19 protein-coding genes are annotated in these 21922 nt (G+C 43.9%); 5 read left to right on the top strand and 14 right to left on the bottom strand.

Annotated features, from left to right (window positions below; all coding sequences use genetic code 11):
• Nucleotides 1–37 precede the first annotated feature (37 nt).
• Nucleotides 38–736, bottom strand: a complete 699-nt coding sequence (locus RTJ53_RS07810; protein ID WP_312276532.1) for a DUF805 domain-containing protein — start codon at nucleotides 734–736, stop codon at nucleotides 38–40.
• Between the two features lie 234 nt (nucleotides 737–970).
• On the opposite strand from RTJ53_RS07810, the gene rluB reads away from it, so the two are divergent.
• Nucleotides 971–1834: a 23S rRNA pseudouridine(2605) synthase RluB gene (gene rluB, locus RTJ53_RS07805; RefSeq protein WP_312276531.1), complete on the top strand. Its 864-nt coding sequence runs from the start codon at nucleotides 971–973 to the stop codon at nucleotides 1832–1834.
• A gap of 95 nt (nucleotides 1835–1929) precedes the next feature.
• On the opposite strand, the gene RTJ53_RS07800 is transcribed toward rluB, so the two are convergent.
• The 5 genes from RTJ53_RS07800 to RTJ53_RS07780 all read right to left on the bottom strand — a co-directional run bounded on the left by RTJ53_RS07800 (nucleotide 1930) and on the right by RTJ53_RS07780 (nucleotide 5966).
• The gene (locus RTJ53_RS07800; protein WP_312276530.1) at nucleotides 1930–2652 is read right to left on the bottom strand and encodes a hypothetical protein; all 723 of its coding nucleotides are present in this window, start codon (nucleotides 2650–2652) and stop codon (nucleotides 1930–1932) included.
• 198 nt (nucleotides 2653–2850) lie between these two features.
• Nucleotides 2851–3171: a hypothetical protein gene (locus RTJ53_RS07795; RefSeq protein ID WP_007115494.1), complete on the bottom strand. Its 321-nt coding sequence runs from the start codon at nucleotides 3169–3171 to the stop codon at nucleotides 2851–2853.
• Between the two features lie 96 nt (nucleotides 3172–3267).
• On the bottom strand, nucleotides 3268–3576 hold the full coding sequence (locus tag RTJ53_RS07790; protein ID WP_312276529.1) for a hypothetical protein: 309 nt from the start codon (nucleotides 3574–3576) through the stop codon (nucleotides 3268–3270).
• Between the two features lie 35 nt (nucleotides 3577–3611).
• Entirely contained in the window at nucleotides 3612–4364 is a 753-nt protein-coding gene (rpe, locus tag RTJ53_RS07785) for a ribulose-phosphate 3-epimerase (protein ID WP_312276528.1), read from the bottom strand.
• Between the two features lie 471 nt (nucleotides 4365–4835).
• On the bottom strand, nucleotides 4836–5966 hold the full coding sequence (locus RTJ53_RS07780; protein ID WP_312276527.1) for an endonuclease/exonuclease/phosphatase family protein: 1131 nt from the start codon (nucleotides 5964–5966) through the stop codon (nucleotides 4836–4838).
• A gap of 303 nt (nucleotides 5967–6269) precedes the next feature.
• Between RTJ53_RS07780 and asd the strand changes: the two genes are divergently transcribed.
• From asd to RTJ53_RS07765, 3 genes are all read left to right on the top strand, one after another.
• Nucleotides 6270–7412: an aspartate-semialdehyde dehydrogenase gene (gene asd / locus RTJ53_RS07775; protein WP_312276526.1), complete on the top strand. Its 1143-nt coding sequence runs from the start codon at nucleotides 6270–6272 to the stop codon at nucleotides 7410–7412.
• Nucleotides 7413–7831: 419 nt separating this feature from the next.
• Nucleotides 7832–9283, top strand: coding sequence for a type IV pilus assembly protein FimV (locus tag RTJ53_RS07770; RefSeq protein ID WP_312276525.1), 1452 nt, complete (start codon nucleotides 7832–7834; stop codon nucleotides 9281–9283).
• A 140-nt stretch (nucleotides 9284–9423) separates the two neighbouring features.
• Entirely contained in the window at nucleotides 9424–11268 is a 1845-nt protein-coding gene (locus tag RTJ53_RS07765; protein ID WP_312276524.1) for a hypothetical protein, read from the top strand.
• Between the two features lie 110 nt (nucleotides 11269–11378).
• Here the strand turns inward: RTJ53_RS07765 and RTJ53_RS07760 are convergent, their stop codons facing one another.
• The 4 genes from RTJ53_RS07760 to RTJ53_RS07745 all read right to left on the bottom strand — a co-directional run bounded on the left by RTJ53_RS07760 (nucleotide 11379) and on the right by RTJ53_RS07745 (nucleotide 14803).
• Nucleotides 11379–11915: a gamma carbonic anhydrase family protein gene (locus RTJ53_RS07760; protein WP_312276523.1), complete on the bottom strand. Its 537-nt coding sequence runs from the start codon at nucleotides 11913–11915 to the stop codon at nucleotides 11379–11381.
• A gap of 105 nt (nucleotides 11916–12020) precedes the next feature.
• Nucleotides 12021–13116 (bottom strand): peptide chain release factor 2 gene (prfB, locus tag RTJ53_RS07755; protein ID WP_099807750.1). Its coding sequence is split into 2 segments (ribosomal slippage): nucleotides 12021–13043 and nucleotides 13045–13116, totalling 1095 coding nucleotides; the frame shifts between segments, so codons are not numbered across the junction.
• An 82-nt stretch (nucleotides 13117–13198) separates the two neighbouring features.
• Nucleotides 13199–13903 (bottom strand): HAD family hydrolase, encoded by a 705-nt coding sequence (locus tag RTJ53_RS07750; protein WP_312276522.1) that lies wholly within the window; start codon nucleotides 13901–13903, stop codon nucleotides 13199–13201.
• 30 nt (nucleotides 13904–13933) lie between these two features.
• Nucleotides 13934–14803: an energy transducer TonB gene (locus RTJ53_RS07745; protein ID WP_312276521.1), complete on the bottom strand. Its 870-nt coding sequence runs from the start codon at nucleotides 14801–14803 to the stop codon at nucleotides 13934–13936.
• Nucleotides 14804–15164: 361 nt separating this feature from the next.
• Between RTJ53_RS07745 and RTJ53_RS07740 the strand changes: the two genes are divergently transcribed.
• Nucleotides 15165–15881, top strand: a complete 717-nt coding sequence (locus tag RTJ53_RS07740) for a hypothetical protein (RefSeq protein WP_312276520.1) — start codon at nucleotides 15165–15167, stop codon at nucleotides 15879–15881.
• Between the two features lie 90 nt (nucleotides 15882–15971).
• On the opposite strand, the gene RTJ53_RS07735 is transcribed toward RTJ53_RS07740, so the two are convergent.
• The 4 genes from RTJ53_RS07735 to nuoL form a co-directional block, all read right to left on the bottom strand.
• Nucleotides 15972–16811 (bottom strand): ferredoxin--NADP reductase, encoded by an 840-nt coding sequence (locus RTJ53_RS07735; RefSeq protein WP_312276519.1) that lies wholly within the window; start codon nucleotides 16809–16811, stop codon nucleotides 15972–15974.
• Nucleotides 16812–16906: 95 nt separating this feature from the next.
• The gene (locus tag RTJ53_RS07730) at nucleotides 16907–18427 is read right to left on the bottom strand and encodes an NADH-quinone oxidoreductase subunit N (RefSeq protein ID WP_312276518.1); all 1521 of its coding nucleotides are present in this window, start codon (nucleotides 18425–18427) and stop codon (nucleotides 16907–16909) included.
• Complete coding sequence (gene nuoM, locus RTJ53_RS07725; protein ID WP_135889014.1) at nucleotides 18428–20014, bottom strand: NADH-quinone oxidoreductase subunit M; 1587 nt, start codon at nucleotides 20012–20014, stop codon at nucleotides 18428–18430. It abuts the gene before it with no gap.
• A 5-nt stretch (nucleotides 20015–20019) separates the two neighbouring features.
• Nucleotides 20020–21921, bottom strand: coding sequence for an NADH-quinone oxidoreductase subunit L (gene nuoL / locus RTJ53_RS07720; protein ID WP_312276517.1), 1902 nt, complete (start codon nucleotides 21919–21921; stop codon nucleotides 20020–20022).
• Nucleotide 21922 lies beyond the last annotated feature (1 nt).

The raw sequence follows: 21922 nt of genomic DNA, 5'->3' as shown, positions 1-21922 counted from the left end.
AACCTGTTTAAAGACCCTGCATCAACAAAACCCTGCGTCAAGGCAAGCGGCGAGCAGGTGCGCCCCACTGGTTGACATTTGGCTTGGTATCTGTGCAGTACCATACCAGCAGCACAATTCCGCCAATGATGGGGATAAAGGCAATCAGCATCCACCAGCCTGATTTATTAACATCATGTAAACGGCGAACACCTACTGCGATATTGGGAATCACCAATGCCAAAGAAATAAGCCCCGCCACAATGCCATCAGTACCCATCATATAATCGATGATTGCCCCACCCAGATACAACATGACCCACGCCAAATAAAAATACCAATATTCTTTACGTCTAGCGCGCCCTTTAAAATTGGCATAATTGCTGAGACTTTTTTTGACCCAATCAAAAAAGCCATAATTTTCTTCAATCGCCCATGCTGGATTGACGGCATTCATGCCCGCTGTGTGAGTAACTTGACCATAGTTGGCAGTTGTAGGATTGTCTGTATAGCCGTGAGGGATAGGCGCAATCGTGCTATCTATCGGTTTATTTAGATTGATTGTATTGCCTGCGGCAAGACCGACAACTGCCAACGCATAACCCTGCGCATCGACACTAAATTCTACTTGTTGTCCTGCTATCGGTGCCGTGGCTTGTTGCCATTGTTGGCTAGTAAATGGGTAATTTTTGCCGTCCTCCGCCATGATGATACCTTGACCATGTTGCGGCGAGAAATTGGCTATTTGCCCTTTCATTGTTATTATTCCTTGTAGTTGTATTGATTTACTTATGTCGATAATTATAACGTAAAATAATTTTTACAATGTGACATTATTTATGTTAACTTTTTGGTTAAAATACTGGTTAAAATTTAGCCACATGACTTTATACTAGCATTCAGCCATCGCTTGTCCTACAATAGGCACAAGTATGAAGTTTCATGCTAGCACAACATTGTGAAATGTTGCTACCTATTAAAGGATTATTGAATGAAAGACGAAAAACTGCAAAAAGCCCTCGCCCGTCTAGGCTTAGGTTCGCGCCGTCAAATGGAAGATGTGATTCGCGAAGGTCGCGTCAGTGTTAACGGGACTGTCGCTACCATTGGCGACCGTGTCGGACAGGGCGATGAAATCCGAGTCGATGGACGTTTGCTACGCTATACCGCAGAAAACGAAAAACGCCGCCGTATCTTAATGTATTACAAGCCAGAAGGTGAAATTTGCTCAGCCCATGACCCAGAAGGTCGTCCCACGGTGTTTGAGCGCCTGCCACCACTGAACCATGACCGCTGGGTAATGGTGGGTCGGTTGGACATCAACTCAACAGGTTTATTGCTATTTACCAATGATGGGGAACTGGCTCACCGTCTGATGCACCCATCAAATGAAATAGAGCGCGAATATGCGGTGCGTGTGATGGGGGAAGTCACGCCTGAGATTATCTTAAATCTCAAACGTGGCGTCATGCTAGAAGATGGTATGGCACAGTTTGATGACATCGTTGAAAAAGGCGGTGAAGGTATCAATAAATGGTACCAAGTCAAACTCAAAGAAGGTCGCAATCGTGAAGTACGCCGCTTATTTGAATCGCAAGGCTTAAAAGTAAGCCGATTACTGCGTATCCGTTACGGCTCTGTCAGTCTCCCTAGGGAACTTCGCACGGGTCGCTACCTTGAGTTAGATCGCCGTGAGATTGACACCTTAGCAGGACTTGTCAACATTCGCCCGCGCCAAGGCACAGGGCTTTATGGCATTGCCAAACGCCGCCAAGAACGCTTTGAGAAAAAACCGCTAAAAGCGCGCCGCGGCGGTCATCACTTACGCCGCGATAAAGATAAAAGAAGTAGCTAACCGCGATAAAATTTACACAAAAAAACTTAAAAAAAAAGCGTATCAAATTGATACGCTTTTTTCATTTTAATATACCAATGTTAATCTACCATCAACTACGTGCGATTTTTGACATAGCGGTAAGTTGACGCAAATTGCTGGCTGACTTCATGAAACATCTCATTGAGCAATTCATCTAATTGCAGATTGACCCGAGCCAATACCTCAATGAGCATCTCGCCTGCGGTCATCTCCCCCTGAATTTTTTGATTGAGCTGACTGGGATGATATTTGGCAATTTGGTCATACTGGTGTACTGCTTCAGGAATCGTCTGCTCAATCAAGCGGTTGACCACAAACTTATTTTCAGTCAACCATTGGGTTTGCGGGTGGTCTAGTTGGTTGGCTGACTGGCTTTGGTCGCGTTGCCACTCTTGATAACGAATGAGTTTGTCATGGATGGTATCAAGCAGCATCACGGCAGCTGTTGGCATACGTTCAATTGACGCGCCATCAATACCCAAAATCGAAGGTGAAGATAATCGCGGTTGTTGATTTTTTGCTTTGAACCATTTTTTATCGCGCGCATGTTTGCTAGCACGTGGCATTAAGTTAAAACGGCTATCACTACCAAAGGTATTGGGAATTGGCAGGTTTGATTGGTACGCCAAGCGCATGGTTTCTGGTTTTGCCGGTGATGCTGTAGGCGGCACAGAATATTGAGACATACCGACCTCAATACCTGCCATGTCATGCAGTTTATACCAAGCCAGCCTTATCCATCGATACACCAAAAAGCTTATCAATACGGTCAACAAAACACTGAGCAAAATATTCATCTATACGCCCTAACAGCTTGTCTATCAATAACAGCCTGCCTATAAAAAGCAAATATAGCATTACTATGATTGCAACTGTTTAAAAATTCAAGCATGTTAGCGTTGGCTAAGCCTAAAAATTCATCGGTCAAAAAAAGTGTTGCGCAGAACTTTTAGCTATTACTTTTAGATATTAACTGTTACCCTAAATCGTCATGTTTACATGGTATGCCAATAGCGAAGTTTATTAATTTCAAATAAGAATGCCACAAACATGCCGAGATAATACGCCAATTTAAGCTCAAAACTGTCATCCCGTAACTTAAAAGGTAATGCGCAAAGGGTGACGGCAAGCGGAATCCACAATAGCATAAACACCCAATTTTCGATGACATTGAGCCAGCCTTGCATTCCCTTACTACTGCGTAAAGCTGCTAACCCTAACAGCAAGCAAGCAACTATCAGTGTGTTGATTAAGCCTTTTGGAAGATTGCTGGGATAAATCGATAATTCTTGCTTAGTATAATGTGGCAATGCCATTCAATAAATTCCTAAATAATTACTGAGGATTGGTGTTATATGTAGCATCAATTTTTAGCGTTAATGTCTTGGGGTGCCGACTTACCGAGCGAACCGTTACGAATATGCTGCCATCATCCATAGCATCGCCACACAGCTAAATAACAAACCCAAGGTTAACGCATTGCGATTTTGAATCGGTGCACGCCCTGAGTAGCGATTTAACACCTTTGAGCCCATGACAAAAGCCAGTGGAATACCTAGCCAAAAAATCGCAATGGTACTCACCAGTGATGGCAGCATTGATGATAAACTATCGCCAAACATCAACCTAAACCCAAAACCTGCCAACCCTAGCAACACCGCAAATATTGCCAGTCCAATTGTCAGCCCTTTGGGTACTAAAGATGGGGATTGAACGTCCATACCAATTTCCTTGTGTATCATTGCTTGTGTAGCATTTACGCTGGCAAGCGACCGACCAAAGCCAGTTCAGCACGCATCGCATCAATCGCTTGGCGATAATTAGGTTGATTAAATATCGCTGAACCTGCGACAAACATATCAGCCCCTGCTTCGGCAACCGCACGAATATTACTGGCTTTGATACCGCCATCGACTTCAAGGCGAATATTGCGACCCGATAGCCTAATCATTTCGCGCACCGCTTCAATTTTTTTGAGGGTGCCATCAATAAATGCTTGCCCACCAAACCCTGGGTTGACACTCATCAATAAAATCTGGTCAACCTTATCCATCACATAGTCTAGATAGTGGAGCGGCGTGGCGGGATTGAGCACCAGTCCACAGTCAGCACCGCCATCTTTGATGAGTTGTAACGAGCGATCGACATGTTGCGTGGCTTCTGGGTGAAAGGTAATGATGCTAGCGCCCGCTTTTAAGAACTGCTCAATCATACTATCAACTGGTGACACCATCAAATGCACATCTATCGGCGCAGTTACCCCATAATCACGCAGCGCCTGACAAATCATGCTACCAAAAGTTAGATTTGGGACATAATGATTGTCCATCACGTCAAAATGCACCACGTCTGCACCTGCGGCGATAACCTTTTCGACTTCCTCGCCCAGACGGGCAAAATCTGCCGACAAAATCGAAGGGGCAATCAAAAATTGGCTATCATTGTTGGGATGGGCAAATTTATTAGGGGCTTGTTTAGGTGAGTTTTCAAGAATTTCAGACTGATTCATCATCATTATCCGTCAGCTTTGATTAAAAAGTGCGGATATTTTAGCAAAGATTATTTTAAAAAACTTCGACTATTTGGTGACAGTGATGATTAACAGCGACTATTTAACAGCTTAACAGCGACTATTTGATAATCGTGAAAATAACTACCGTCACAAGGCTTGCAAAATTGTATTTAAGTAGCCAAAACAAGGTAGCTAGACTATGCTAGATTAGGATTGATAAATACCAAAAAAGATAAAACCCAAGTCTTAGGGCAATAGACTTGGGTTTTAGGGCACTTCATGTCAACTATGTTATTATTATTGGCTTTCCATGATATTACTCATCCTGAGCGTCTCAACACTACCATTCCTTGGTATCATCCTTGTGTTGATGAGTTCATTGTAGGTTGTTATAGGGTTGGTTACTAGCCGCAAAAGGCGGAATCTGTTGTAAGCAAATGCTTACATGCAGTTTTAGTTTGCCCGCTGCTAGCTTTCTAATGGGCCTTTCAATAATTTGCTAGCATCATTAGGGCTATCACTCTGAGCTTCCGATAGTTTTTCGCCTTCTTTAACCCCTTCTTTGATGGTTTCTTTCGCCTCTTGGAGATCGGCGATGCTTGGCAAAGGTTCAGGCTGCTCATCCATGACTTCAGGTTCATATTGTAAAGTAGTGAGCACGGGAAAATGGTCGGAGCCAATATTCGGCATACGCGCCATCGATACCAGGGTGAAGTGATTGCTGTGAAAAACATGGTCAAGCGCCCAGCGCAAAAATGGGTAACTGGCATGAAAGGTATTGATGAATTTACGCCCAATGCGAGGGTCTAGTAGCCCTGAGATACGCTGGAACATGCGTGTGGTATGCGACCAAGCCACATCGTTGAGATCGCCTGCAACAATTACCGTCAAGTCGTTGGCGTTGATGTGTTTACCTACCATTAATAGCTCAGCATCCCGTGTCACCGATTTATCGGCTTCGGTTGGACTCGGTGGCATGGGGTGCAAGCAGTATAGCCAAACAACCTTTCCCATGGCTAGGCGAACTTGGGTATGAATCGATGGGATATCATCAACCACCAGATATTTTACTTGGGGATTGATAAGCTCAAGCTTTGAGTACAAATGCATACCATACAAGTTATCGAGTGGTACTTTGACGTTAAATGGATAGTCAGCCTCAATGGGGCTTAAAGCGTCTTGCCACACTTGGTCAGTTTCGAGTGTCAATACAATATCGGGTTGATGGGTATGGATTAGGTCAATCAAAGCTTGTTTATTTGGATTGGTCGTCAACACATTGGCAACCAACAATTTCACTTGATAATCGCGTGACTTTGGCTTTGCCGTTTGCACTTGTTTCTTCCACAAAAACGTATAAGGCAACACCATGTACGCTTGCATAGCCAGCGCAATAAACAGCAGCAAAATCAATCCCATCTGCCAACGACTGTCAAAAGCGCCCAGCCAAAGTAAGCCAATGAGCGCCACCAACCCCAAAAAAATCAATTGATTTCTGGGAAAATCGGCAACCCTAAACCACCATTCAAACCTAGGGATGGTTGCCCAAAAAGTTGTAAAAACCACAAAACCTGCTAGCAACTGTAACAACAGCGTCATTGTCTATCCTTTCATGTTATATTGCGGTTCACGTTGGTCAATATTAGCTTGTTATCATTAGCATGGCGATATAGTAGCCACAAAAATACGGCTGATAAATTGCAGTTGTGTTGCCAAACGCTATTTTTCACCCTGAAATCGCTATCAGCCTATCATCTATAGCTAAATAGATGCCCCATCTTAAAAAAAATTCACTTGCAAAACCTTACAAATACAGGCAAGGTAACAGGTTACTAATTGAAAAATCAATGTGGATTTTCTGCACTATTTATTTTATTTTGTTTACAGTAAGGAAGGGTTATCATGAGTCAGCTACGCGTAGGTTTGGTCGGATGGCGTGGAATGGTCGGTTCGGTATTAATGCAACGTATGATAGATGAAAACGACTTTGAAGGGATTACCCCCGTGTTTTTCTCTACCAGTAATGCCGGTGGCGATGCCCCTACCCCAAATGGCATTGCCCCTAGCAAGCTTGAAGATGCGCATGACTTAGCGGCTTTAGCGGCTTGTGATGCCATTATTACTTGTCAAGGCGGTGACTATACTAAAGAAGTCCATCAACCGCTACGTGATAAAGGCTGGACAGGTTACTGGATTGATGCAGCAAGCACCTTACGTATGACTGACAATAGCATCATCGTCCTAGACCCGGTCAACCGCAATGTCATTGACGACGCTATCAAAAATGGTCAAAAAGACTTTATCGGTGGTAACTGTACGGTATCTTTGATGTTGATGGCGATTGGTGAGCTGTTTAAACGTGATTGGGTTGAATGGGTATCTGCGATGACTTACCAAGCGGCAAGTGGTGCGGGCGCCAATAACATGCGTGAGCTTATCAAGGGCATGGGCTACATCCATGATGGCGTCGCAGACGAACTCAATAACCCCGCAGGCGCAATTTTAGAGATTGACCGTAAAGTAGCCGAATTACAACGTAGCAGTGACTTCCCAAAACAATACTTTGGTGCGCCGCTTGCTGGTAGCTTAATTCCTTACATTGATGTACAACTAGAAAACGGTCAATCAAAAGAAGAGTGGAAAGGCTGTGTTGAAACCAACAAAATCTTAGGCAATGATGCAGACAAGACTAACGCAAACATTGTGCCGATTGATGGTATCTGCGTGCGTATCGGTGCCATGCGTTGTCATTCACAAGGCTTGACCATCAAACTAAAAAAAGACATCCCTCTAGAAGAAATTGAAGCTGCGCTTCGTAACAGTGGTAATGAGTGGCTAGATGTGGTAGAAAATGACAAAGCAGCAAGCGTTGAGCGTTTGACCCCAGTCGCAGTCACTGGCACCCTTAAAGTTGCCGTAGGTCGTCTTCGTAAGATGAATCTAGGTGGCGAATACTTATCTGCCTTTACCGTGGGTGATCAGTTGTTATGGGGCGCGGCAGAGCCACTACGCCGCACACTTGCAATTATCCGCAATCAATTATAAACCCAAGGTTTTATAAAAAACACGCTGATTAGGGCGTGTTTTTTTATGCCTGAGTAGATAGACCTGATAGCGTTAATCCGTTATTTACCCCTAAAAAACGCCATGACCAGTAAACAGGGATTGCCGTTATCAGGGTATTGATAGTACAGCGTCATTATCCAAGCATCAATCCACCCATAAAGTGATATCAGCAGCGGGCTTTATGCCAATAATAAGCGAGTCAGACTATTGAGAGTTTTGGACAAAAAGTGTAAAGTTGAGCAGATAATTTGACTGAAACTTTTGTCAAGTTGTTGGACTATCGATTAATTTGATTTTTTGAATATTGCCTGTCGGTATATTGACTACCATGCGACCACACGAGTAGGCATTTTTTAACACCCCTAACTAGGCTATGATACCTTCAGCAAGGATTTTTTATGTCTTGGCAAAAATACTCTGTACACTTGGTATTGGGTTTTCCCTTATCGCTTCCCATTGTCGCTTACGCCGTCAATATTGGCGATACTTATGTACAAACCCAACAAAACCAACCTTTAAACGCCAGTATTAATGTCAGTGATATCAATCCAAGAACTTTTTCTGTCAAAGTCGCCCAAGCTGATGTGTATCGCCAGCTAGGCTTGTCAAAAGATGCCGATATTCAAATCAAATTTGTCCCAACTAGTAGCAATGGCGGTCAGATTGTATTGACCAGCAAACGTGCGATTAATGCCCCATTTACTGATGTGGTGCTCAATATCACGGAAAATGGCGTAACCAAAACGCTGCCAAAAACCTTGTTGATGCCCATCGACAGCGCACAAAAAATCACCACGCAAGCCAATACCACGGCTTTGCAATCACCTGCGCAAAACATCGTCATAGGTTCGGCCAATCCTGTGCAGTTGCCTGTTATGTCGCCCGACCCTATGCCCATGCAGCCGATAACGTTGCCATCAACCACCATCAACCAGCTGCCTAATTTACCTACAACTGGTATGCCCGCTGGCGCCGTCCCAATGACACTGGCTAGCGAAAACAGTGACTACCTGCGTATCCAAGAAACGCGAACGGTTCGAACTGTTCAGCCAAATGGCACTGTCTATACGCCAGGCGTGCCACAAACGCAAAACCCTATCCAAACAAACGCCGCAGATAATCAATTGCCAAGCCCAGCAGGTAGTTATGGCAATCAACCTTTAGACAAATCTAAGTCCAAGTATAGCGCCAAAAACCCGCAAATCATTGGCGAGACAACCACTTATACACTACAGCGCAATGACAACCTTTGGACCATCGCTAGTAATATCGCAGCGGCAAACCGCAAAGATGTGGATCAAGTGATGGCAGATATCATGGCAGCCAACCCGATCGCGTTCCCAGATAATGACCCAACTAAACTTGTCGCCAATACCCAATTACAAATCCCAAAATACAAAGTAGTCCCTTCACAAATTGGGATAAAATCAGCTAATAAAGCGCGACAACAATATCGTCAAAATAAAAGCCGTGTCGCAAGCAAAAAATCTGTCATCGCACCAAAGTCTGCTGCTAAGCAACCAGCCACCCTAAAAACTACAAAAAAAACACTTAAAGCACAAAAAACACCGCGGCCATACGCAGCGACTAAAAAAGCTGAAATGACCATCATCGCACCTAATCATACCAATGGTTCAGTGCAAGGTCAGAGCGCCAAGAACAAATTAGGCAAAGCGATGTCATCCCAAGTAGCGGCTCAGGTGCAGCAAAAACGCCAAGCCACCGCCCAGCAAGCCACTAAAGTTAACAAACTCAATCAAGACTTAGTGGGCGCTGAAAATCGCTTGAAGATACAAAACACCAAGCTTGCCCAATTAGAAAAACGCTTAAAAGAGTTAAACAAAAAATAATATAGCGCGTGGATGATATTGCCTATGTGCTGTATCATTTCATACCGTACAACAAATTTGTGGTGATTCATTAGTCGCACGGTAGCTTATATCTTGCTATGCCCTAATGATAACTATCTACCGTAACGATGAGGTGAAAGATGGATCCGATAATGATGGGTATCGCAGCAGTAGTGATTTTGGTAATTGTTGCTGGCGTTTTCTTGATGAAAAAAGGTAAAAGCCAGACAACGGTTGATACGCAGACCCAAGTCAAACGTCCAAAAACCTTGGCTGAGCAGCAGCGCGAATTAGAACTGCAACGTCAATCGCAGATGACAAGCCCAGCTGCGCCTGACCTACCGCAAACGACTTTACAGACTGCTCAAACCCTCAATACTGCAGAGAATGCGCAGCATGAGTTACAAGCGGCTGAGCAATTGATTCAAACCCAAGACTATGATGGCGCTATCACAACGTTACGTCGTGCGTTAAAAAATCACCCCTCACATAGCGGGTTGAATTTTACTTTACTTAACAGCTATGCCTTGGCTAAAGATTATCAGCACTTTAATACCTTCTACCCAGAGGTATTGGCACTCAACGATGCTGATCTCACTAGCCAAGCCAATAACCTAAAAATGCTGGTAGATGAAGAACAAAGGATAAATGCACGCAGCACAGTGATGACCCATACCGCTGAAGCTGTTGAATCAGATGGACTTGATTTTGATTTGTCAGGTTTTAAACAAAACAGTGATAAGCCAGCAGTCAATAGCACTTTACAGGTTGCCATGCCGAGCGTCACTGGAGCGGCACAGCCAACAACCCTAGCTAATGGCGCTAGCAACAATGCCGATAATGAATTAGATTTTGACTTTGCACTCGATTTGCCTGAAACCAAAATCGCCCCTGTTAAACCTGTCCGGCCTGAAACTGATCCTACTACTGAAACCACAGCGGCGCAATCGCAATCAAATGAGTTAACTTTTGACGATTTTGATTTTGATCTACCTAGCAAAGAGCCCGCGACCGCTGAGACTGTCGCTGCCCCTGTCCTAGAATCGCCTACCGAAATTGTTGCCCCAGTGACAGAGGAACTTGTAACCACCACTTTGGCAAGTAACGTCAATAACGAGGCTATTAGCGACAGCGATTTTGATTTTGATTTTAGTTTACCAGAGGCGCAACCAACACCTACCGCTACTGCTGTAGAACCAATTATAACGACCCCAACGGCTGCACCGAGCGCTCACGAAAGCGCAGATGAGTTTGATTTCGACTTTGATTTGAACGCTGAGCCAGCGGTTACTCCAACCAATGACGCTACTACAGAAGCAGCCTTAAGCTTTGACGCGTCAGATACCAAAGCATCTAGCAATCTAACTTCCGATGCAGCGACTTCTGTACCGGTTGCAAGTGATGAAGCCACAGATATTACATCGTTTGATTTGGATGATGAATTACTACTCCAAGCAGAAGCAGCCACATTAGCCACAGCTACTACCCCATCAGTCGCTGAGCCTGTTGTTGATTTGGCAGAAGTCAGCGCTCCTATAGAAGTCAAAGCCTCTAGCCAGTCTGATTCGCTACTCATCTCAGATGATATGTTTGATTTTGCGTTAGACGATGACACGACCAAAGCGCAAGACGCTACGTCAAATGTCTTGGTTACTGAGCCTGTCACATCGGACGACTTGATTGATTTGTCTTTTGATGATACACAAGCAACTAATCAGACAACTACGACCCCAACCGCTAGTCCTGAAACGACATCGATAGCAGATAATGCAAGCCTAACAACGGCACCAGTTGTTGAAGATTTATCAGCAATACTCGATATGATTAAGGATATCGATACGGATACGTTAAACGTAGATTTGGCAGAACAGTATGTGAATTTAGGGGAATACGACAGTGCCAAACGCTTGCTTGATGAAATCAAAGACAGCAACAACACGGCGTTGGTAGAACGTGCTACAGCGTTAAGACAACGTATTGCTTAATAGTCAAGTAACAGGAATAACAGGGCATAAAGAAACACGGCATAAAAAAGGAGCGTGCATTCACTGTCCTTTTTTTGCACTGATCTGTATGCGCCAATAGCTGCTATAACTTAATACACTATCGCTAGAGGTTTAAGTCCAGCTTTAAAAGCATGGGCTTTATCAACATAATGTAAAGCTGATTGCTGAAGCATTACTTCACGCGCCTGCGGCAAGGTTTTGACAACTTTAGCTGGGCTACCCATCACGATGGAATTATCTGGGATTTGCATATTTTCGGTGACAAGCGCATTGGCACCGATGATGCAGTTTTTGCCGATTTGGGCATTATTGAGCACAATCGCACCGATACCAATCAAGCTATTATCACCAACAGTGCAGCCGTGTAGCATCGCCAAATGTCCAATCGTCACGCCTTCACCAATGGTGACGGCGATACCTTCATCGGTGTGTATCACGCTGTTTTCTTGCACATTACTATTTTTGCCCAAATAAATCGGCGCATTATCTGCGCGTATCACCGCGCCAAACCACACACTGACGTTATCAGCTAAATGCACATCGCCGATGACTTCAGCCGAGTCTGCGACCCAGCCTGTGAAGGGTGCCTGATAGGTGGGTTTTTTGTCTTGCCATTGATACAGCATATCAAATCCTTATGAAAAAAAAGAGCGTCAACTAAAAAATTGACCCTCTAATTTTAGCAAGTGCGGATAAATTAGCAATGGGTTATTGTAGGCAGCACAGTTAAATCAAAGCCCTGCTTTTAGGCTCGCTTCGATAAATTTATCCAAATCACCATCCAGCACCGCTTGGGTATTGGACGTTTCCACCCCCGTACGCAAATCCTTAATCCGCGAGTCATCGAGCACATACGAGCGAATTTGACTACCCCAACCAATATCCGATTTGGTTTCTTCTAGCGCTTGTTGCTTTTCCATACGCTGCATCATTTCACGCTCGTACAGTTTGGCGCGTAGCATTTTCATTGCCGTGTCTTTGTTGGCATGTTGGCTACGTTCATTTTGACACGCAACCACAATTCCTGTCGGTTGGTGGGTGATACGTACCGCAGAGTCGGTGGTATTAACGTGCTGACCGCCTGCACCGCTTGAGCGATAAGTATCGATACGTAAATCGGCAGGGTTGATATCAATCTCAATATTATCATCAATCTCAGGCGATACAAACACCGCTGCAAACGACGTGTGGCGACCGTTGTTGCTATCAAACGGTGATTTTCTTACCAAACGATGCACGCCGATTTCGGTACGTAACCAGCCGAACGCATAGTCACCTTTGACATGAATCGATGCGCTTTTAATCCCTGCGACACCACCTGCTGATAGTTCCATGATTTCGGCTTTAAAGCCATGTGATTCACACCAACGCAAATACATCCGCAGCAGCATCTCTGCCCAATCCTGTGCTTCGGTACCGCCTGAGCCTGACTGGATATCAACATAGCAATTGTTGCCATCCATCTCACCGCTAAACATACGTTTAAACTCTAAATCTGCGACTTTGGCTTCGGCCTCATCGAGTTCCGCTTGTACGTCTGCCAATAGCGTTGCATCATCGGCTTCCACCGCTAAGTCAATCATGGCTTTGGCGTCTTCCAACTTGTCATCTAAAGCGGTAATCACGCCAATGACATTATCAAGCTGCGATTTTTCTTTACTGATTTTGGTGGCACGCTCTGGGTCGTTCCACAATTCTGGGTTTTCAAGCTCTAAATTGACTTCTTCCAAACGCTCTTGCTTGGCTTCGATGTCAAAGATACCCCCGAAGCTGGTTGCCACGGTCAGTTAAGTCTTTGATATGCTCTAAATACGGGTTAATTTCCATGCGAGGTTACCTTAACGTGTTACTATGAAAAATGCGCTATTATACCTGAATCTGTCACTGGATTCATCTTAGCTGTTGCCCACTAAGCCTGCGCTTTTATCGACCAATCTTCCACTGCCCAATGATACGCTAAGGCATGCGCGTGTAGGGTATCATCGGGGCATACCGCAATCGCCACATCTGCCCATTCTAATAACGGCAAATCATTTTTTGAATCCGAATAGGCATAGGTTTTAGTATAAGTAATACCTTGCGCATTTTTTTGAGCAATCCAATTTTTTAAATGAATGATTTTGCCTTCTTTAAAGTTTGGCTGTCCTGCGACTTTACCCGTGTATCCCTGCTCGGTGACTTCAAGCTCAGTGGCTAAAATATTATCTTCCTCTACCAAAAATAATTTGTTAGCAATCGCTTTGACCACAAAGGCATTGGTGGCAGAAATCACTACTACATCGTGCCCTGCTTGTAAATGTGATTGGATAGCGTTAACCGCTTTTGGACGCACTTTTGGCGCAATTTCTTCTTGCAAATATTGCTCACGCCATTCATGTAATTGGGCTAAGGTATGCTGTTTTAAAAACCCTGCTACAAACTCGTTATACACCACCGCATCGAGCGTCCCTGCGATATAGTGCTCATAGAACTCCCGATTTTTAGCACGATACAGCGATTCTTCTACCAGATTATGTTTGACCAAAAACTCGCCCCACATATAGTCACTATCGGTATCAATGAGGGTGTTATCGAGGTCAAATAGCGCCAATTCTTTGTGTAGTACGGTTGACATAGGACAGCCTTTAGCATAGTTAGTGAAAAGTTAAATTGCGGGGTTTTGGTCATCAACGGTTAAGGTATCACCAAATCGCCAAGTACGGATAATGCGCAGCTCCAAATAATCTTGCATTTCCTTTGAAAATTTACCAAATGGCGCGGCTTTACGCACCGAATTTTTTGCTGCTTCATCCAAGATGGTAGCGCCTGATGACTGTAAGACTTTGATGGATTTGACTTGCCCGTTAGGCTCGATAATCACCATCAGCATGACATCGCCTTTGATGCCTTTGGCGCGGGCTTCTTGCGGATATTGCTGGTTGCCAATATGATAGGCTTGTTGGCGAAAATTCTCGATATAGCGTGCGGCCTCACCCGTGGTGGTTGAGTTACTGCTGATAGTTTTGACCGCAGATTTTTTGGCTAGTAATTGGCGGTTACTGCTGATTTTGGTTTCAAGGGTGGCAATTTGTGCCTGTACCCGTTGTTCTTGCGCGGCTAGATTTTCGCTATCGTCTTGTTTTTTATTATTATTTTCTCTGCGGATTTTTTCAAAGCTTAACGTGGTACGTAAATAACTTTCTTGAAACGCTTCTTGACGCGTTTGGCGTTCTTGACTCACGATATCATCGGTTTCATTGATTGCTTCGTCTTGTAAGGGGCTCATGGTATTGTTTTCAAGCCGTAGCTTTTCGTTGGACTCACCGCCACCTTGCTGGCCGGCATTGGCGATAAAATCGGCTTTTTCATTCTTTTGCAGATTTTCGGTCAACACCGTGGTGACTTCTTGTACCGCTGCGGTTGGTGAGCTTTTATCTTCAAATTGGATACCAAAAATAACAGCCGCATGAATTGCCACTGCCGTAATCGTAGCAAATAGCATAACGCTGTCTTCGTAAGCCGCGGTATGTGGCATTAACTTTTGAAAAAGATAACTGTGGCTGTCTTTGCTATACACCAAAATATAACCCTTTGAACGATTAGGACACGATCACTACAACCTTGCTAAAAAAATACAAATCACTCATGTATTATAACGCGCAGATATTATAGATTAAATCAAACCTTGGCTGAAGCTAAATTAATACGCCATCAGCAATGAGTGGTTCTTAATCAATAAGTAGCGATCAATGTTTACCAATTACTGGTACAAGATTTTTTGTAGACGGGTCAGCAACTTTATGATTAGTGACTTTATGATTAGCAACTTTACAATGCCCAAAAACTGACTACAATAATAGCTTTCAATACAAATATAAAAAAACTGAGAAACGATAGTGATAACGAGCAAAACGCAACTGGATGAATTTTTTGCCACCCATTCTGAAGAAATCGCACGTGAGGTGATGCAAAAATCGCAAACGTGGTATGAAAAAATTGAAGATTTTGCCAGTCAAGAGTTTATCGTACCCGCCACCGAAAAACAGCTAAACGATGCCATTCAAAAATTTGTGGTTGAAAAAGTCAAAGCGATATTGGCCATGCATCTGGAGATTCATGAAGGCTGGCTTCGACTGTATGCAACGGTTAACTATAGTGGCATCTACGCTGACCTTGCTGTCAATTTAGGTGTGGTACATGCCCAATTTGACCGTTATCGCCAGCGCCTAGTATTTCAGCAACTGACTGATACCGATGTTATTGCCTTGTATTCAGATTCCTATGTTAAATCAAAAGCGATTCATGCGGCGCTTTGGTTTTTTAAACGGGTGTTAAAGAAAGACCCGCTCGGCATGATTTTGGAGAAAATCAATTTGGTGCACCAAAAAGATGATATCTTGTATCTCGATATTGGTCGCTGGCTGAAGAAAAACGAAAAAATCATGGCAACGCTGCGCAAGGTGCAAGTTAATCATGGCTATCTTGCTGAACAGCAACTACTGCTGAGAGCCAATGCCAACGTCGGTGAAATTCTCAATATAGGTAGTAGTGACCAATTGATTACCGAAGCGGATAATCCTGCAGTGACCAATAACGCAACAAAAGCGGCTTAGTATTTTTTCATGGGTATCAACCCTCATCCTTTACCGCTTTTGTTTCACCAATTTTTTTTACCAATTGTGCTTTGCCAATTAACGAGATGATTACCAATAGTTTTCAACGGCGATATTGCCTTCGCCGCGGCGATTCATGGTCAATCCAATCGATTTTAAGGCTTCTTTGGTATCTTCGACCATTTGTGGATTACCACATAGCATCACGTGACTACGCTCTTTATCCAGTTTTTGCCCTACCAACTCGGTTAACTTGCCCGACAATATCAAGTTAGGAATACGCGCTTTTTCCCCCGCATAATCCGCTTCCCGCGTGACAATGGGCAAAAATACAAACGCTGCCCCATCGTCGCCATAGATTGACTTAATTGAGCCAATCTCCTCTTGATAAGCAAGCTCTTGCGAGGTGCGTGCGCTGTACACCAAAATAATGCGCTGATATTGCTGCCATACATCAATGGTCTTTAAAATCGATAAAAATGGTGCTAAACCCGTGCCTGTTGCCAGTAACCACAAATCATTGGGCAGGGGTAACTGGTAGCGGGCTAAGGTCAAATAGCCAAATGGCGTGGTATTGAGCAATAAACTATCGCCCACTTGGATATGATTAACCTTACTGGTGAATTCCCCCTTAGGAATGACCACCGAGAAAAATTCAATAAATTCATCATAGGGCGAAGATGCGACGGAATAGGCGCGAAACACATAGCCATCAAGGTCAACGAGCTGACCTTGCGTCTCAGAAGTTATTAACTTGGTCTCATGATTTTGTGCAAAATATTGCAAATCTTTGCCATGGATACCGAGCCTAACAAATTGCCCTGCGGTAAATTTAAAGCCATCGGGACGCGTGACTTTAAAACTTAGCAAAGTGGGTGCCCAACGGGTCACTTCAATCACTTTAACGCGAATACTTTTATCATCTGACATGTTATCTTGACCATTTTTTTTGCATCATTATAAACAAAAAAGCGTACCTTAATGAGCTAAGATACGCTTTTTTATCTCGCAGTCTTAAAATTGGATTAATATATGCGAACTAGCGTGATAATTTTTGATAACGTTTCGGGGAAAATACCGAAGTACAATACCGCTAACGTCACCAACAACACCATAATGCCGCCTGCTTGAACTCCCCAATGATTGACTGCATCGTGCGGCTGTACTTCTTGGGGACGTCTAAACAAGGTGACCATAAGATTTAGATAGTAATACAAGCTAATTGCACTACCCACGATAATCATGGCAGTGAGCCACCAACTTTGCGCTGAAACCGTAGCAAAAATCGCAAAGAATTTGCTGATAAAGCCTGCGGTCAATGGAATACCTGCCAATGATAATAGCATCACAGTCAATACAGCGGTGAGTACAGGACGTTGCCAAAAAATACCTTGGAAGTTGTCAACCAATTCCGCTTCACCTTGACGTTTATACGGGCTTGACATGATAGTCACGACACCGAACGCACCAATGGTGGTAAACGCATACACTGCCATATAAAGGCTAACAAAACCTGCCGATTCAACTTTCACGGCGCTGATGATGGCTAATACATATCCGATATGCGCAATAGAGGAATAAGCTAACAGACGTTTTATATTTTGCTGACGAAGCGCCAGTACGTTACCGATAATCATCGATAAGCTGGCAATTACCACAATCAAGGTATTGACTGCTGGCAAGGCTAAGGTTGCCGTCGACAATAAGAAACGTAACCCTAGCGCCATCATAGCTACTTTGGACACACTGCCTAAGAAAGTCGCCACAGGCGCAGGCGCCCCTTGGTAAACATCTGGCGTCCAAGTGTGAAATGGTACCGCTGAGAGTTTAAAGGCGATACCAAATAGCATTAATGCCGTACCCACCACCAAAATCGGCATAATCATACCATTTTGAAACATGGGAACGATTGCCATACCAATTTGACGGAAGGATAAAGTCCCTGTGTTTGAGTAAATTAATGCCATACCCATCAACATGGTAGCAGAGGCTGTCGCCGATAAAATGAGGTATTTGAAACCCGCTTCTAACGATTTACCACGCGCATAAGTATAAGCCAACATACCATATAGCGGTACCGACAATAACTCTAAGCTGACGAAGAAAGAGGCTAAGTTATCAGCGCATACCATAAACAGTGCGCCCAATGTTGAGATAAGCATTAGCAAATACAACTCTTCTTTGTTGTCGCCGTAGCCCTCAATGTAACCATATGCCAAGGTAAAACACGCCAATGAGCTGATTAAAATAATCACCATATTGAACTGGGCAAAGCTATCCACCACAAATAAGGGGGCAATCAAGCCTTGTGATGGCGTAAATAATTCATACAGACCATGCAACATGCTATCAGGATTGCCACCTAATAATTGTATGAGCACAACAAACAAGGCAGCATTAAGACCAATGACACTAAGGGTACCTGCCACAAAATTTGAACGCTTCATGGCGATGGCAATCATCACCACCACCGTGGTAATAGAAATTAAAATCATTGGAAACAATGGCATGAGCACATTGCTAGCAAATGGAATAATAGGATTCATCTATTTTACCTCCATATGAGCAAATGGCTCTTGAGAAGTAGGTACAACTTGCTGGACATGATATGCCTCACTAATCCACTGCATACTGTGATCAGAGGTATCTAAGAATGATTGCGGATATAGACCTAACCATATTAAACCAAACGCAAGCACCAACAAGATTGCCGCTTCACGCGCATTGATATCACGCATTGGTGACATTTTCTCAATCGTCGCTGTTGGCGTACCAAATAATGCTTTATAAATCATAATTAATGCGTATAAACCTGCAACGACTAAGCTAAAGGTTGCAAACACCACTGCCACAGGATGCGAGGCAAAAGACCCTAGAAGAATTAAGAACTCACCAATAAAGTTACCGGTACCTGGAATACCTAATAATGCCGCAGCAAAGAACATAAGTAACGGTGGGTAATAACGCATTTGACCCCACATACCACCCATTTGGCTCAAATCACGGGTATGTAGACGTTCATAAAGCTGACCGCTCATGATAAATAATGCCGCTGAGCTAAGACCATGTGCCAACATTTGAATCATCAAGCCTTGGAAACTAATTAACGTACCGGCATACAACGCAAGTACCACAAAACCCATGTGTGAAATACTGGTATAAGCAAGTAACCGCTTGATATCTTGCTGCATAAACGCAAGCCAAGCCCCGTAGAAAATACCAATACCGCCCAAAGTAATCGCAATCGGTGCAAACTGAGCACTGGCTTCTGGGAATAGTGGTAGGACAAACCGCAATAAACCATACGCCGCAGTTTTAATCAAAATACCGGCCAAATCCACCGAACCTGCAGTCGGTGCCTGTGCGTGCGCATCTGGTAACCAACCATGCAGTGGGAAAATTGGCAATTTAACCGCAAAGCCAATAAAGAACATCAGCATGATTGGGTATTGCCATTTACCAAGATCTGTACCTAGCAAGTCCATATAGTTAAAAGTTATTTGACCTGTGGTTGATGCATGAATCATCACCAAAATCAAAATACCAATCAACATAATCAGACCTGATGCTTGGGTATAAATAAAGAATTTGGTTGCGGCATATTCTTTGGTTTTACCACCAATCGCATTGTGTCCCCAAACTGCAATCAAGAAATAGATAGGAACTAACATCATCTCCCAAAAGAAGAAGAACAAGAACATATCGATTGCTAGGAAAACACCAATAACGCCGCCCAAGCTCCAAAGTAGATTGAGATGGAAGAAGCCCACACGGCGAGTAATCTCACCCCATGAACACGCCACCGCCATCATACCCAAAAAGGCTGTTAGGCTCACCATCAACAGGGATAACCCATCAATGGCTAGATGGAAACTGACTCCCAATGAGGGCATCCAAGATAATTGAAACTCTGCCAACCAAGTTGGTTTAGCAGTCACTTCCGCAATGGTTTGTGCTGAACCAATAAAGTTACCGTTTTGCCAAATAGCTACCGTAATCAAAAACGTTAATAGCATGCCAAGAAACGCAATCCAACGCGGAAAACGTTCATCAACTTTTTCAACCAACCAGCACAGAAAACCTGCAATGATTGGAATAAATATCAAGGCGGGTAATAAGAGATTATTTTGCATAACTGTTACTTCCCTATCATCATCATTACCAACACCAACAATACTGCCATGCCAAGACCGAAGCTAGCAGCATACCCACGAATCGAGCCAGATTGGAACCATGTCGCCACTCGGTTACCTGCCAGCGATAGGGCTGGTAAAATATTCCAAGTACGGTCAATCGGGTCAATTTTAATTAACTTACCAATCAATAAGAATGGTTTAACAAATACAATGTCATACAAAGCATCAAAGCCTAAACCATGATAGCACCAGTAATTAAGCGCACGGCCCAAACCTGTTTGGTTAAATTTACTCACAATGCGACCTTTATCTAGTGCAAACAAGAACGCACCAACAATCAAACCCGCCAACATCGCAGCCATCACAATCATTTCTGCTGTATGCTTACCTGATTCTACCTCAGGATGAATCATGCTAAAACTTTGTGGCAATACGCCTGCTAATGGTGGATGAATCATCGCCCCCACCGCAGTTGATAACACTAGCAATACCGCGAGTGGCAGCCAGTATGTCCAACCTTTAAGATCGTGAATAGGCGTTTTTTCTTCACCAAAGAACACAATCCAAATCATACGAAACGTATAAATCGAGGTTAAAAACGCACCCACTACTGCCATCCAAAACAAATTCATATGACCTGATGCGAAGGTTTCCCAAATGATTTCATCTTTTGAGTAATAACCAACTGTAATCCAAGGAATCGCAGCAAGTGCCCCACCCCCGATCGCAAACACCGCAAATAGGAATTTATTTTTATAAAACAAGCCACCCATTTTAAAGATATTTTGCTCATGATGATAAGCCAAGATAACAGCACCTGACCCTAGGAATAATAAAGCTTTAAAGAACGCATGGGTCATCAAGTGGAAAATCGCAACTTGCCAAGCGCCTACCCCTAATGCCAAGAACATATAGCCGATTTGACTCATGGTTGAATAAGCTAAGATACGTTTGATATCGGTTTGTGCCAGCGCACAGAAACCAGCAACCAACAATGTTGTTGCCCCAACGATACCCACCCAACTTGCCAACACATCAGGGGTCAATAAGAACACAGGATGTAAACGGGCAATTAAATACACACCCGCGGTAACCATCGTTGCCGCATGAATCAAGGCTGAAACAGGCGTAGGACCTGCCATCGCATCGGCAAGCCAAGAATGCAGCGGAATCTGTGCAGATTTACCCATCGCGCCAAGCACTAGCATCACAGCCGCAACTTTGATGGTAGGATAGCTATGACCAAAAATCGTCACCGTTGACCCTGCCGAAGTTAGCATTTGAGATACATTGGCATTGATATCTGAGATGTTTAACGTACCTAATTCACGGAACAACAAGAATAAGCCAAACGCTAAAAACACATCACCCACACGGGTTACAGTAAAGGCTTTCATCGCGGCACGGCCATTGGCGCGCTCGTGATAATAAAAACCAATCAATAAGTAAGAACAGATACCAACGCCTTCCCAACCTAAGTACAACAGCACTAAATTGTCAGCAAGCACAAGTAACAACATACTTGCGACGAACAGGTTCATATAGCCAAAAAATCTTGCGTAGCCTGTTTCACCGCGCATATACCATGACGCGAAAATATGAATTAAAAAACCGACACCAGTAATCACGCCCATCATGGTCACGCCCAAACCATCCAGCATGAGACCAAATTTTGGGGCAAAACTACCGACTTGCATCCACGTCCACAATGGCTGATTAATGACAGCGCCTTGTGGATGGTTCATTAAAAAATCACTGCCTGCCATCAAGGCGCATAAAGCAGCCAAACCCATACTGCCGACACCGACCACTGCGGCTGCGTTTTCGCTTAAGCGGTCACGCATGGTCGCTAGAATCAGAAAGCCAATCAGCGGCAGCATAAAGGTTAAAGGTAACATACTCATT

The sequence above is a fragment of the Moraxella sp. CTOTU46711 genome, assembly GCF_031975715.1.
In the GTDB taxonomy this organism is placed as follows: Bacteria; Pseudomonadota; Gammaproteobacteria; order Pseudomonadales; family Moraxellaceae; genus Faucicola.
The sequence above is the reverse complement of the archived record's forward strand: the minus strand, read 5'-3'. Positions and strand labels throughout refer to the sequence as shown.